Source organism: Micromonospora sp. WMMD708, assembly GCF_049315245.1.
Lineage (GTDB): Bacteria > Actinomycetota > Actinomycetes > Mycobacteriales > Micromonosporaceae > Micromonospora > Micromonospora wenchangensis.
Genome location: NZ_CP186060.1, coordinates 1621895 through 1636676, shown reverse-complemented (window position 1 = coordinate 1636676; position 14782 = coordinate 1621895). Strand labels below are relative to the sequence as shown.

The 14782-nt window shown below is 70.2% G+C and carries 5 protein-coding genes; all 5 read right to left on the bottom strand.

Going from position 1 to position 14782, the window contains the following annotated elements:
- Window positions 1-490 precede the first annotated feature (490 nt).
- A complete protein-coding gene (locus ACN260_RS07490; protein ID WP_422755282.1) occupies window positions 491-4483 on the bottom strand; it encodes an Eco57I restriction-modification methylase domain-containing protein in 3993 nt (1330 codons plus the stop codon).
- Entirely contained in the window at window positions 4483-7323 is a 2841-nt protein-coding gene (locus tag ACN260_RS07485) for a helicase-related protein (protein WP_422755281.1), read from the bottom strand. Before ACN260_RS07485 ends, ACN260_RS07490 begins: the two co-directional genes overlap by 1 nt.
- A complete protein-coding gene (locus ACN260_RS07480) occupies window positions 7323-12488 on the bottom strand; it encodes a DEAD/DEAH box helicase (RefSeq protein WP_422755280.1) in 5166 nt (1721 codons plus the stop codon). The genes ACN260_RS07485 and ACN260_RS07480 overlap by 1 nt, the downstream gene beginning before the upstream one ends.
- A 225-nt stretch (window positions 12489-12713) precedes the next feature.
- A complete protein-coding gene (gene proC, locus ACN260_RS07475; protein ID WP_088644699.1) occupies window positions 12714-13532 on the bottom strand; it encodes a pyrroline-5-carboxylate reductase in 819 nt (272 codons plus the stop codon).
- A gap of 78 nt (window positions 13533-13610) precedes the next feature.
- On the bottom strand, window positions 13611-14639 hold the full coding sequence (locus ACN260_RS07470; protein ID WP_088644698.1) for a 6-phosphofructokinase: 1029 nt from the start codon (window positions 14637-14639) through the stop codon (window positions 13611-13613).
- Window positions 14640-14782: the final 143 nt, after the last annotated feature.

Here is a 14782-nt window from a genome sequence, read left to right as displayed (position 1 = left end):
ATCGGCCCGAGGCCCTGGCGCCAGGCGTCATAGGCTTCCCTCTCCGCTCGGCAGGAGTTGCTGACGGAAGCGCTGGGCGATGAATCAGCCCATCCAACAATGGGCCATGGCGACGAGGACGGCGAGGGCCGCGAGGGCCGCGCCTGTTCATCGAGGATCGCAAGGGCACGCCTCCTCTGCTCCTCTTTGGCAAAAGAATCGTCCTCGGCAGGGGATCCTAACCAACTCACGAAATTTCCCACCAAGAAGGCCATCACCATGAACGCGACAATACGCCCAACCTTTCCCAATCGCTTTGGTTGAACGGGCGGGAAATAGGGCCGGTAACTCGACCGGGGAGCATACAACGACGGAGGAGGGGAAGGCAGCCAGCCACGCCCGGCCGACAGCCTCGAATGATCACCTCGCCAATGACCTTCTACCCAGAATCCATTACGATAATGACCACGAACGTAGTGGCCTCGAACATGATGCCGCCGCATCTTTATCCCTACCCTCGACTACCTGGAGGGGGATCCAACGGCGTCTCGTATGCCTGCCCACCGCCAGAAGCTAGAGTCATAGCGTCGTAGCGGTCGAGGATGAGGCGCTTGGTGCGGTATTCGCCGTGGGTGGCTTCGTCCTTCTGACGGACGACCTTGAAGGTGTCCATGATGTAGTCCACGTCATCGCGGTCGACGCCATAGAGATGGAAGTACGCCGCATTCAGCTCAGCACGAACAAGATCACGTCTAGCTGCATCCCAGCGAAACGGTGGACCGTCATAGCCTAGATCGCGAGCATAAGGAGCAAGATCATCGGCAGTATAAGTTAGCTCCACTACCCGCTCCGCGATCCAGTCGGCAAGCGTCCCGCCATTTCGACTCCACGGCACTATGTCGCCGTAGCGCACTGGCGGCAGAATTGGAAGCTGCTTGAGTACGTAGTACTTCAAGTGGGTGCCTGATGCTTTCTGCCTGACCACGAAGTCAAGCACAAAAGCGCTGAGATTCGCCTGAAGCCCCGCAGAGACGATCGCCGGAAGTGCCAGCAGGTATGTGTCTCCCACCGCTGCTCGCGGGATGACAGTGGAGATCAGAGTCCGCTCGTCGGTGCTGCGACAGATATCACGCCACCCAAGGATCCAATTTCGCTGCCATGACTTGCCAGCGAGCCGCTCTTTCACCTCCTCGCTGGCCACCCAGTATCGCGGGATCGGCAATTTCCTCGGATCAGCGTGCGCGGTATCATCGAATCGGGGAAGGGTTCCCATACTCGCTTGAGCCTCGGTCTGCCCCTCGTAGCTACCTAGCCTATGGTCAAAGTAATGAACCATCTTTGCCTCATACAGCGGCAGCATCTGCTCATCACCCCTGATGAAGACATTGCCGTCGAGTTGCCAACCCTGATCAGACAGTTCGCCAAGGCCATAAAATAGATTAGAGTCATTTGCCATATGGAACATGGCCATAAAGGACATACCCCAGGGATTGCCATCGGCCCCAATCTCACGCCAGAGCACAGGCACACGGCGGTAGATCCCGAGCGTGATCTCGGCTTCCCGGCGGGAGAGGAAGACCGGGCAGGTGCCGGTGTTCGGGTTGAGCAGGGTGATCTCTTCGGGTGTTAGCGAGTAGGACCGTGTAGCGATCTGGTTCGCCTGGCGCACCCGAAATACCAGCGACACCCGCTCGGTACCCCGCTTTTGGCCGCTGGCAGACAGCAGGGCGAAGCGAACGCGGTGATCGACGCCCGGAAATACCTTGTCCTCGTTCTCGAAGTCGTACAGCGACACCAGGGTTTTGGTGACCACCAGGTCCTTGAAGAAGTCCTGAGTGGTGGCATCTGTGGCGATGCCCGTAGGGACGATGATGCCGAGTTGGCCGCGCGGATGCAGCACCACCCGCGCCGTCTCGGTGAACACCGAGTACGTGTTGATGTCGCCCTTGCCCGTCAGCGGATACCGCCCCGACGACCGGAGCAGGTGGCTGAACCCGTCCGCCTCGTGCAGGGCAGCGATCCACTCCGCGTACAGCATCTTCTGGGCCGGCTCGTCGCTGTCGGCCAGTGCGGCGATGGCCTTCTTGCGGGCGGCGGCGTTCTTCGCCCCGGCGATCTCCGGGTCGCGGGAGGCGAAGAACTCCTGCTCCTGGAGCTTCACCCGCTCCCACGGCGGGTTGCCCAGGACGCAGGAGAAGCCGCCTTCCCAGCCGGTCGCCTCGTCCGCCGGGCCGTACTCGGGCACCCGGAAGATGTGCGGGAACTCGATGTGCCAGTGGAAGAAGCGGTACTGCCGGGTCAGCTCCTCCACCAGCGACTCGACCCGGTGCATGTCCAGCGAGGCTTCGCCCTTGTCCAGGCGTTCCAGCACCGCCTGGGTGATGGCGCTCTCCCGGGTTTCCTCGGTCTTCGCCTGGACGAAGGCGGCGCACCAGGCGTCGGCCACCGTCTTCGCGTGCCGGCGGTCGGCGTCCAGCGCCTGCGCCCGCTTGGCCTGCACGTGCACGTCGGCGAGCCGGCGCGGCAGCTCCGCGTACACGATCTCTTTGACCTCGGCGGCGAGCGCGCTGTTACCGACCTCGATGCCCGCCGCCCCGAACAGGTCGCCCTGGCCCGTGTTCTCCTTGGCGTTCTGCCGCTTGAGAGCATTCACCACCGCGCGGTCGTCGCCGGTGAGGGCGGTGAAGGCGGCGTCGGGGATGCCCTGCTTGAGCAGCTTCGGGGTGACGCCGAGCAGGGAGTTGCCGACCCGGATGTTGGCGTCGAGATAGCCGAGCGGGCGGCCCGGCTCCATCGCCTCCAGCCAGAGCGACACCTTCGCCAACTCGGCGGCCATCTCGTTGACGTCCACGCCGTAGATGCAGCGGGCCACGACCCGGCGCATCGCCGAACGGACCGCGTCCGGGGTGGGCTCCAGCTCGTCGGTTTCCTCGGCGGCCACCCGCTTGGCGATCCGGCGGGCCGCCGCGATGAGGAAATGCCCCGACCCACAGGCCGGGTCGCAGACGGTCAGGTCGAGCAGCGCCGTGACCCGCTCCTCGGGGGTGGGCAGCGCCGTGGCCTCGTCCAGCAGCGGATCGAGCGCCGAGTCGAGCAGGCACTCCACCAGCGACGACGGGGTGTAGTAGGAGCCGGTGGTCTTGCGTTCGTTGCCGGCGAGCCGTTCGGTGTGGAAGCGGCGGGCCGGGGCGTCCCAGCGGGGGCGCAGCTCCAGCAGCGACTCGTAGACGCTGCCCAGCTCCTCCGCGCCCAGGTGCTGGAAGTCGACCCGCTGCCGGCCGGTGCCCCGGCGCGCGGGCAGCACGGCCAGGGCCTCGACGGCGCGCAGCAGCGCGGTGTTGCTCAGGCTGGCCTCGGCGATCGGCCGGTCCAGCGGGCCGGGCTCGTAGAGGCCGCCGATGCCGGGCAGGCCCAGGGTCGCGTTGCCGGCCTCCTCGCCGAGGAACCGGAAGACCAGCCGCACCGCCTCCCACAGGTCGCCGTGGCCGGAGTGCCGGCGGCGCAACGCCAGCTCGCGCAGCCGACGGGCCGAGAAGAACGCGTCGTAACGCTGCCGGGCCTGCGGGGCGGCCTCCGGGTCGAGCAGGGCGGTGCGGTCCTCGGCGACGAACCAGAACAGCAGCCGGTAGACCAGCCGCAGCAGGGAACGCTTGTAGTCCTCAAGCGACAGGGTGACCTCGATGCGCTCCCGCAGGACCGCGTTGTCCGGGTGGTCGAGGAAACCGGTGCCGAGGATCTCCAGCGCCGCCTCCACCCCGTCGCGGAGCTGCGCCAGGGCCCGCTCGCCCTGCTTGGCTCCCTCCGTACGCCAGGCTTCCAGCAGGCACGACGACGGCCCGGCCGCCGCGTCGCGGACGGCGAGCCGGGAGGCGTGCGCCACCCGGTAGAGCAGCACGAAGTCGGGGAACAGGTCACCCTCGAAGATCGCCTCCAGGTCGAATTCGAGGTACGCGGTGCCGACCAGGCTGGTCGAGTCGCGCAGCAGCCGCAGCCGCTGACCGTTGGCGACGATCCCCCACAGGTGCTGGTCTGCGCGGTTGAGCAGCTGCTGCATCAGCGAGTGCGGGGCGGCGGCCGCCGCGCCGCGCATCCCCGGGGTCCGCCGGTCCAGGTCCGTGCCCCAGCCGAGCAGATGCACGGGTACGGCCCCGAGACGGTGGCTGACCGGGAACGGCTTCTCGTCCGCCGTGATGCCGCCGGGCAGCGACTCGATGCCGTCGTAGCCCAGCTCGCGCAGCAGGATCAGCAGCCAGCGTTCCCGGGTCAGCCGGGCCGGCGGGTTGTCGCCGGCCCGCTCCCGCTGCCGCGTGAAGTCCCGCCACACCTCCTGGAGGTAGGCGTAGGAGCGGTTGGCGTATCGGCGCACCGACTCGCCGGACTGGAGGCCGTAGCTGGCCGGGTCCGCGCCGGGCAGCTCGGCGGCGCCGTCGCCGATCCGCTGCACCAGGCCGGCGGGGAGCAGCCCGCCCTCGACCCGTACGGCGGGGTAGGTGACCGCGCTCATCAGTTGGCCTCCGGGAGGTAGACGTAGACGCCGAGCACGTCGGCGGGCTTCTGGGCGGTGACGGTGACCTGGCGGCGGACCCGCTGGCCGGCCGCCTCCCGCACCCGGATGTGCGCGCCGCGCAGCGCCTCGGCGAGACCGTCGGCCGTCGCGTCGAGATGCGGCACCACCGCGTCGAGCCTGCCGATCACCCGCTCCAGCAGCGGGGTGGCGGCCTCGGGCAGCACGTTGCCGCTCGGGGTGGCCCTCAGCAGCGCGGCCACCTCCCCGTCGGGCAGCCACTCGGCGGCGGTCGGCGCACCCCGGAACGCCAGCAGCCGGGCCTCCTCGGCGACCATCCGGCGGGGCTCGGCGTCGGCGGACCGGGTGGGCAGGGTCAGGTGCAGCCGGAACCGCACCAGCAGCAGGGTGGTCCGCTTGGCCACCGCCGACGTGCGCATCACCCCGGCCCGGCGGGCGGGCCGCTGGTCGGCCGGGACCGTCCGGTCCAGCGCGCTCTCCAGCAGATAGCGGGCCAGCGCCGCGACGTACGGGTCGGTGCGGTCCAGGTGGGCGGCGCGGGCCGGGGTGGGCAGTTCCCGGCGCAGGGCGAGGGTGGCCGGGTAGCCGGCCGGGAAGGCGTCCCGCAGCGGCAACGGCAGCGTGCCCGTGGTCGCGTCGAAGCCGTCGCCGCTGGGCACGACGTCCGCGCCGAGCGCGGCGAAGCCGGCACGGGCGAACTCGGCCACCTCGTCCGGCGAGCCCAGGCTGGCGCGGATCTCGGCCAGCTCGGCGGCCACCTCCGCCGGCTGGATGCCGCGCTGGGCGTACTTGGTGCGGGACTCCTTCTCCCGCTGTGCGGCGCTGTCCCACTCCCGGTGCAGCTCCTCGCGGTGCGCCACGCCCAGGCCCTCGATGGTGAGCTGCTCCGGCGTGTCCGGGGCGAGCAGCAGCTCCTGCGCGATGGTCTGCAACACGTCGTCGCTGCGGTCCGGCACCGGCACCGAGACGCCGAGCGCCCTGCGGATCTGCTCGTGCTTGCGCAGCAGCACCCGGAGCACGATCTCGTCGATCCGGTTGTCCGTACCGTAGATCATCACGGCGCGGACCTTCGGCGCACGCTGGCCGAACCGGTCGACGCGGCCCTCCCGCTGCTCGTGCCGGGTCGGGTTCCACGCCAGGTCGTAGTGCACCACCGCCTGGAAGTGCTCCTGGAGGTTGACGCCCTCGGAGAGGCAGTCGGTGGCCACCAGCACCGGTCGGCGCTTCGGGTCGCCGGTCAGCTCCCCGATCCGTTCCATGCGCTCCTCCGGCGGCAGCGCGCCGGTCACGCAGCCGACCGTGAACGCCCTGCCGAGCGCGGCGGTCAGCCGGTCCGCGACATACTCCGCAGTGTCGATGTAGCGGCAGAAGACGACCGGGTTGAAGCCGTCGCCGAGCAGCGCCTTGACCTCCTTCACCAGCAGGTCCAGCTTCGCGTCGCCCTTGGCGGCGAGCGCCTCGGCGCGGCGGGCGAAGGCGAGCAGCCGGCGTCGCTCCGGGCCGCCCGAGTCCTCGATGTCGGCACCGGGCACCAGGTCCACCGACTCCTGGGTTTCGTCGTCCGGCAGGTCCAGCACGGCCGCCCGGCCCAGGGCGTCGGCCTCTGCGGCGTCGGTGGCGTCGGCGTTCGCCGCCCGCGTGCGCAGCGTCGCGGCGGCGGCCTGCGGCGACGAGGCCAACGCCCGCAGCAGCGCCAGCGCCGACCAGTACCGCACCCGCTGCCGCACCTGGCCGCCGATCGGGTCCCGCACGGTCTGCCGGGCGTAGGCGACCACGTCGTCGAAGAGGCTGCGGTAGTCGCCGGTCAGCCGGTAGGCACGCTCGGTCGACTCCCGGTCCTCCGGGAACGGGGTGTCCTCCAGGAAACGGCGGATGTCCACCCGGCGGCGCTGCACGAAGTGCCGGGCCAGCAGCTCCCGGCCCTCGACCCGGTCCAGGTCGACGGTTTCCAGGCGCGGATCGAGCAGGCCGACGAGGTTGCGGAAGCCGGCGTCCTTGCCGCTGTGCGGGGTGGCGGTGACCAGGATCAGGTGCCGGTCGGCGCGGGCGGCCAGCCGGCGGACCAGCTCGTGGCGCAGCATCCGCGACCGGCCGCCGGAATTGCTGTCGTCGAGCACACACGAGTGCGCCTCGTCGACGATCACCAGGTCGGGGGCGCCGCGCAGGAACTGGTCGCGCAGCTCGGGCCGCTTGATGTAGTCGGTGGAGACCACCACGTGCCGGTACCTGTCGAAGATGGACTGCGCGCCGACCAGGTCCCGCTCCAGCCGGCGTACGGTGCCGGGCAGCACCAGCGCGGCGGCGATGCCGAACTTCTCGGCCAGCTCCCGCTGCCACTGCTCGGCCAGCGCCGGGCTGCACAGCACCGCCAGCCCGTTCGCGTCGCCCTGGGCCAGCAGCTCGGCCGCGATCAGCCCGGACTCGACGGTCTTGCCGATGCCCACGTCGTCGGCGATCAGCAGCCGGACGGTGTCCTGCCGCAGCGCCATCAGCAGCGGCACCAGCTGGTAGGGCCGGGGCTCGACGGCCAGCCCACCGAGGGACCGGAACGGCCCGCCCGTGGAGCGGAAACCGATCCGCAGCGCGGTACGCAGCAGCGCGGCACGGCTGGCGTTGCCGGCGTCCGACGGATCCGGGTAGGCGAACGTCGCCGACGCGACGTCCTCCAGGTCGGGCAGGACGGCGGCGCGCTCGTCGTCCGAGCCACCGAGGGGCCGCAGCACCAGCAGCTCCGGCTCCGACTCGGGGAGCACCACCCACTCCCGGCCCCGCGCCCTGACCAGCGTGCCCGGCTCGTACCGCGCTGCGGTCACCGTCATCAGTTGCTCCCCGTCCTGTGCTGCCCGAACACGCTCGGATACCGGTCCACCGCCTGCTGCCACCCGCCCACCGGCACCCGGATCGGCGTCCACCCCGCGTCGATGAGGTTCTCCTCGGCGTCGTCGTCGCGGCCCTCACCGTAGGGTTCGCCGGGCACGTCGACGAACACCGCCGCCCGCTGCTCCCGGTAGACCAGGTCGGGCGTCGCCCCGGCGACCGGTTCGCGCCCGCCCTCCGGCGTCCGGTAGCCGGCCTGCGTCAACCAGGCCACGAAGTCCGCTGCCGGGCCGGTCAGGTGCAACCCGGCGGCGGGTCGGCCGGCGCTGGTGTTGGTCGTCGTGGACGCGGCCAGGTCCAGCAGCACGTCGACGACGAGATGCCTGTCGACCAGCTTGTGGAACGGCTGGTTGGAGTACGACAGCAGGCAGTCGTAACAGCCCTGGACACAGCGGTCGCCGTCGTCCCCGACGTCCTGCGGCATGTCGTCGCCGGTTTCCGGGTCGAAGTGCGCGATCTCCAACGCCTTCGCCGCGACCAGGCTGACCTTGTCGGGTTCCTCGATGAGCCGACGGAGCACGCCGGCACCGCCCTCGGCGCTCTCGATGAACAGCATCCGCCCCTGGTCGTCGGAATCGGGCAGCAGCTCCCCGGTGAGTTCCGAGTCCTCCACCTGGAAGGTCGCCTCGATGCCCCGCTCGACGGCGAACAGCAGCGAGACGGCCTCCTCCCGGGTGGCCTTACGGGTCAGCCGCAACACCAGGATGTTGCGCCGGTCCTCGACGTAGGGGATCACCCGCTGCTTGCGCTTGACGTCGTCGGCGGCCCCGACATCCTCCTCGTCACTCGTCTTCTCGCCCGCCCTGGACTCCGAAAGCCACTCCCCGCTGGTCGTGTCCAGGAAGAAGCCGCGCTTCCTGCTGTCCTTGCGCCGGACGAGCCCCAGGTTGGCCCGGCGCACCGTGGCGGCGTCGCCGTAGACCAGGGTCGCCACGGCCGGCGCGTCCTGCGGCGCGACCGTGGCGGTGAGCTTGCCCGGCCGCCCGCCGTGATGGTGGAAACGGTACGACGTCTCGATCTCGAAACCGGCCCGCCGCCGCTCCTCCTCGTCGGAGGAGATCCGCTCCCGGCGCTGGGTCCGCACCGTGTAGAGCCGCAGCAGGTTGTCGTCGATCGCGCCGAGCTGCTCGCCACAGCTCTCGCAGACGTCGACGCCCGCGACATCGTCGTGCAGGTGCCCGCAGGCACGGCAGCGTCGGGCGGACGTGGTGAGCAGGTTGTCCCTGCCCGGCTCCGCCGCCTGCTGCAACTGCACCCCGCGCACCATGTAGCGGGCACCCTCGTGGTAGATCAACGACTGCGGACCGAACTCGCTGATGCCGATGAACCGGGGCCGGTGGATGTAGTCGCCCTGCCGCTGCCCGTTGAGCCCCGGAATGTACGCGGCCAGCGGCAGCCGGGGAAACGAGTAGCCCGGCAGGAAACCCTCGGAGGCGAGGTAGCGGTAGGTGTAGAAGTCGGTCTGCGGCTCGTCGGAGTCCTCGTTACGCAGCAGGTCGAGCTGCACCCGGGCGTCGTTGGCCCGGCGGCGTGCCTCCTCACGGGCCTTGTGCGAGACGTTCGTGTCGACCGCCCGGCGGCCCTGCACCTCGTACTCCCGCAACGCGGCGCGGTAGAGCTTGCGCCACCGGCCCAGGGCGTCCTCGAAGGTGCGGGGCGCCTGGTCGATCATCTCCGCCGGCCAGGTGGGACGCCACCAGGGCGCCTCCGCCAACCCGGCCACATCAGCGGCGAGCGTCGCCTCGGCCCTGGCCAGCGCCCGACGGCGGGCCTCCGGGTCCTCGACCGACCTCTTCAGCTTCGGCAGCAGCTCCAGCGACGGGCTCTCCCCGCCGGTCTCCATCACGGCGGCGAGCGAGCTGGGCAGCTCCTCCCCGGTCTCGGCCAGCCAGATGGCCTGGAGGTGCGAACGGACCAGATCCTCGTTGGCCAGGTCGAGGCGGGGCGGCTGCACCGCGCCACCGACCATCAGCGTGGGCCGCTTGAAGTAGTACTGATCGTGCGCGCTCCCGGTCGAGCAGTAGGTGACCACCAGGGCGGGTTGACCGGAGCGACCGGCCCGACCGGCGCGTTGGGCGTAGTTGGCCGGCGTCGGCGGCACGTTGCGCAACGCCACCGCGTTGAGGGCGTTGATGTCGACGCCGAGCTCCATCGTCGGCGAACAGAACAGCAGCGGCAGGTCGCCCTCGCGGAACTCCCGCTCCCGCTCCTGCCGCACGTCCGGAGTCACCTGGGCGGTGTGTTCCTTGGCCTGGAGGCCGGCCAGCAGGTGCGAGGTGTCCCGGTAGAGATCCCGGAAGAAGGTGTTGACCCGGGCGCCGACCTCACCGGAGAGCTGCTTGCGGACCCGGTCCTCGGCACCCGCCCTGCCGTCGCCGGCCTGCCACCGCAGCGCGTGCGAACGGAGCTGGTAGCCGCCGATCAGGTCGTCGCCCTCAGCAGGCTCGGCCTGGATCACCAGCCCCGCCTCGGTGAGCACCGACAGCAGGTCACGGATGATGTCCTGGGCGTCGGCGACGCTGCACAGCTGCCTGCGCTTTTCATACTGCCGCTTGAGGTAGCGGCCCAGCGCACCGCGACCCGACAGGTGCAGGTGGGTACGGGGGCCGCCCTTGCCGCTGGGCTTGGGGAAGGCGATCGCGGCGACCGTGGGCCTCTCCCGCAACCCGAGCGCCCACGGCTCGGCCAGGTGCTGGGCCGACAGCCGGCGGACCTCGTCGAAGCCCTCCTCGGTGAGGCACCGCACGTCGATCGCCAGGTTGCGGCGCATCTCGTCGAGCAGCGTCGCGGCGATCTCGTAGCGGTGCTCCGGGCTGTCGTCGCGCAGGAGATGGTGGCTGCGCTCCCAGATATCCTGGTCCTTTGCGACCTCGTCCAGATAGCGGTAGCCGACCCGCAGCAGGCCGGTCTGCTCAAGGTTCGGCATGGTCACCCGCCAGCCCCGCTCCAGGTCGAGGTAGAGCCGGTAGTTGACCACCTCGCGCAGGGCCCGCCAGATCTCCTCCCTGCCGTAGCGGACCTCCGGCCGGCGGGCGAACTCGGTCAGTTGCAGCCCGAGCGCCTCGGTGACCCGCTGGGCCACCAGCTCGTGGGTGAGACCGTCGGGTTCCTTCTCCGTCGCCCGGTACAGGGCGCCCCGTAGCTGCACCACCTGGACGAAGTCGTTGAAGTGGCCGGCCTGGAGCGAGGCGTCCTGACGGTTGTCGACGAACGACAGCAGTTTGCGCGCCGGCTTGTCGAGCGTCGGGTCGGCGCGCAGCGCCCGCACGATGCTGGCGCCGACCACCGAGAGCGCCGAGCTGCGTCCCTCGGTGGAGAGCTTGGCCAACTGGGCGAAGTCCTTGCCCCGCTGACGCTCGTACGAGACCCGGCAGCGCAGGCAGAAGCGGAACGGCGCGGCGACCCATGCTGCGGCGATCCCCTTCCCCGGCTCGACCTCGAAGCCTCCGGCGTCGACGTGCACCACCTCGGGGAGGAACTTCCGCTTGTCCTCGGCCGGTACGGTGCTGCCGTCGTCGGCGAGCACCGTCCACGAGTACGGCAGCCGCCCGTCCTGCACCGCGATCTCCAGGCTGGCGGGCCAGGGCTGGTCGTCGCTGAGGTAGAGGTAGCCACCGTCCTCGCTGGTGTCCGAGTCCTGTCGCGCCTCGAAGCCGTTCACCGTCCGGCGAACCGTCAGGTACTCCTGGCCGCACTCCCGGCAGAAGGCCAACGGCACGAGGATCTTCCGCTCGGTGGGGCCGCTGTCCGGTGAGACGGTCTGGTAACGACTCGTGATGTGCCGCCGGGCCGGCGACTCGACGGTGACGTAGATGTTGTCGCCCTTGGAGAGGAACTGGTGAAGCCGGAACGCGAAGACCGGACGGCCCGTCTCCGGGTGCCTGATCCGGGCACCGGCCTGGAGCACGGCCTGGATGGCCGCCTGACAGTCGGTGGCCGGTTCCCGCGTCAGCTCGGTCAGGTTCTCCGCGGCCTCGGGGACGGTACGCGGGACACGTCGGCGCACCGGCCGCCCGGTCCCCTCCTCCGGCTCGAGGCCGAACGTGCTCTCCACCCAGTGGGCCAACGGGTCGGCACGGAACTCGTCGACACCGGGCTCATGATCGCCCCGGCACCAGCGCCGCACGCGCTGCGCGAGCCCGTCGGCACCCGCTTGAAAACCCGTCGTGGCGCGATGGAGCGTTTCACCGATGATGTGCTCCGGTGAAACCGGCTGACCGAACAGCCGGGTCGCCACGTCCGCCACCGCCTCCCGCTGGTAGGCGGCGTCGCCCTCGGTGGTCATGGTCGCCGAGGTGCCGATGCACTGGAGATCCGGTGCCTGACATGCCTCCCGCGTCCGGCGGACGAGGAACGCGACGTCGGCACCCTGCCTGCCCCGGTAGGTGTGCAGTTCGTCGAGAACGAGGAACCACAGCCCGCTGGCGGCTCTGATCAGGCGGTCCCGTTCCCGACGTCGGGTCAGCACCAGTTCCAGCATCACGTAGTTGGTGAGCAGGATGTCCGGGGGGTCCTGGAGGATCCGACGCCGGGCCTCCTGGTTCTCCTGGCCGGTGTAACGGTCGAACGTGACCAGCGGAGTCCCGTCCGGGAAACCCCACCGGAGGAATTTCTCCAACTCGTGCAGTTGACTGTTGGCCAACGCGTTCATCGGATAGACGATGATCGCCTTCACCCCGGGCCGATAGCTGCCGTCCGCCTTGGCGCGCAACACCCGGTCGACGATCGGCACGATGTAGGACAGGCTCTTGCCCGAGCCGGTGCCGGTGGTCAGGACGTAGCTGTGCCCGGCACGGGCCGTCGCGATGGCCTCCCGTTGGTGCTGGTGCAGCCGCAACGGCTGACCACCCGGGTCACCCGGGTGATCCTTGCGGCGGAAGATCCGCTCGTTGTCCGGATGCAGCAGGCCCGCCGTGACGAGAGCGTCGACGGTGCCACCGGAGGCGAAATTCGGATTCAGTGACAGGTAGGGCGCGGGCCACTGGTAACCGGAGGCGGCGAGCCGTTCGACATGCTTCCTGATCTCCGGATCCCGAGGGTCGACGAAGCTCGATGTGAACTCCCGGTAGTCCCCGATGAGTCGATCACGCACATCGAAGACATCCATTTGTACTCCTCAGGCCCCCACCATTGCAGGGGTGATTCAACCATTCCCACACCCCGATTACGCGTCCCCGGTGCGCCTCGGACCTCGACGTGACCCGAGCGGTGGGCCATTCAGGCCCATCCGGGCACAGGTCAAGCGTCCAATCGCCAGACACGCGATCGGAAACCCGACAAGCCCGCTCACACCGGCCCGTCGGCCCCCGCCACCCAGCCGGCGTACGGCGGGTCAGTCGGCCTGGGCGGCGAGTTCGCGGGCGCGGTCGCGGGCGGCTTCCAGCGCCGCCAGCAGCGCCGCGCGTACCCCGTGCTTCTCCAGCTCGCGGACGGCGGAGATGGTGGTGCCGGCCGGGGAGGTGACGGCCTCGCGGAGCTTGACCGGGTGTTCGCCGGAGTCGCGCAGCATCACGGCCGAGCCGATCGCGGTCTGCACGATCAGCTCGTGCGCCACCTGCCGGGGCAGGCCGAGCAGGATGCCGGCATCGATCATGGCCTCGACCAGCAGGTAGAAGTAGGCCGGGCCGGAGCCGGAGAGGGCGGTCACCGCGTCCTGCTGCGACTCGGGCACCCGCAGGGTCGCCCCGAGCGGGGCGAACATCTCCTCGGCCAGGGCCAGGTGCTCGCCGGTGGCGTGCGCGCCGGCCGAGATCGCGCTCATCGCCTGGTCGACCAGGGCCGGGGTGTTGGTCATCACCCGGACCACCGGGGTGCCCTCGGGCAGCCGGCGGCTGAAGAAGCTGGTGGGCAGCCCGGCGCAGAGCGAGACGACCAGCTTGTCGGCCGGCACCTTGGGGCCGATCTCGTCGAGCAGGACGCCCGCGTCCTGTGGTTTCACCGCGATCGCCAGCACGGCCGCCTCGTCGACGGCGGTCAGGTTGTCGACCACCCGTACGCCGTACCGGGTGGCCAGTTCCTCGGCCCGGACGGGTCGGCGGGCGGTCGCCAGCAGCCGCTGTGCCGGCCAGCCGGACCGCAACAGCCCGGAGAGCACCAGCTCGCCGATCTTTCCCGCCCCGATCACCGCGACGGTGTGCCTCGCCGACCCCATGTCACCCTCCCGTCCCGCTCGTCCGGTCCCGTGCCCCTTCCCCTCCGGCGTCGCGGAGGGGAAGGGGGTGGGCTGCGATCAGCTGCCGAAGAAGACCTCGGCCTCGTCGTAGCGCTCGATCGGGACGGTCTTCAGCTCGCGGGTGGCCTCGGCCAGCGGGACCCGGACGATGTCCGTGCTCTGCATCGCGACCATCTTGCCCCAGTCGCCCTCGTGGGCGGCGTCGATGGCCTGGAGGCCGAGCCGGGTGGCGAGCACCCGGTCGAACGCGGTCGGCGTGCCACCGCGCTGGATGTGCCCGAGCACGACCGTGCGGGCCTCCTTGCCGGTCTTCGCCTCCAACTGCTCGGCCAGCCACTGGCCGATGCCGCCGAGCCGGACGTGCCCGAAGGCGTCCAGCTCCTGGTTGTGCAGGACCATCTGGCCGTCCAGCGGCTGGGCGCCCTCGGCGACCACGACGATCGGGGCGTACTGGTGCTGGAAGCGCTTCTCGACGTAGCCGGCGACCTGGTCGACGTCGAACTTGCGCTCGGGCAGCAGGATCACGTTGGCGCCGCCGGCGAGGCCGGCGTGCAGGGCGATCCAGCCGGCGTGCCGGCCCATCACCTCGACGACCAGGGTGCGGTGGTGGCTCTCCGCGGTGGTGTGCAGCCGGTCGATCGCCTCCATGGCGATGTTGACGGCGGTGTCGAAGCCGAACGTGTAGTCGGTGGCGCCCAGGTCGTTGTCGATCGTCTTCGGCACGCCGACCACGTTGACGCCCAGCTCGTGCAGCTTGGTGGCGACGCCCAGGGTGTCCTCGCCGCCGATCGCGATCAGCGCGTCCACGCCCTGCGCGGCGAGGTTCTCCTTGATCCGCTCCACGCCGTTCTCGATCTTGAACGGGTTGGTGCGGGACGAGCCGAGGATGGTGCCGCCGCGCGGGAGGATGCCCCGCACCTCGGGGATGCCGAGCGGCTTGGACAGGCCCTCCAGCGGGCCCTTCCAGCCGTCCCGGAAACCCACGAACTCGTGACCGTAAGTAGCGACGCCCTTACGGACCACCGCCCGAATGACCGCGTTGAGACCTGGGCAGTCGCCGCCGCCGGTGAGCACGCCGATACGCATGATCTGCTCATCCTCCTGGAACGTCAGGTGAAGCCCGGATAAGCCCCAGGATATGTGTCCGCTCAGACCATCGGCGTCGTTGCCGGCCCGGGGCGGGCCGTCAGTGCGCACTGTAGTCGGCTCAGGTGTACGCCGACACCGCG

Bases quoted from the DNA above. Each gene is read 5' to 3' on its own strand.
- ACN260_RS07485 (WP_422755281.1), bottom strand. From the start codon at position 7,323: ATGACGGTGACCGCAGCGCGGTACGAGCCGGGCACGCTGGTCAGGGCG.
- ACN260_RS07480 (WP_422755280.1), bottom strand. From the start codon at position 12,488: ATGGATGTCTTCGATGTGCGTGATCGACTCATCGGGGACTACCGGGAG.
- ACN260_RS07470 (WP_088644698.1), bottom strand. From the start codon at position 14,639: ATGCGTATCGGCGTGCTCACCGGCGGCGGCGACTGCCCAGGTCTCAAC.
- proC (WP_088644699.1), bottom strand. From the start codon at position 13,532: ATGGGGTCGGCGAGGCACACCGTCGCGGTGATCGGGGCGGGAAAGATC.
- ACN260_RS07490 (WP_422755282.1), bottom strand. From the start codon at position 4,483: ATGAGCGCGGTCACCTACCCCGCCGTACGGGTCGAGGGCGGGCTGCTC.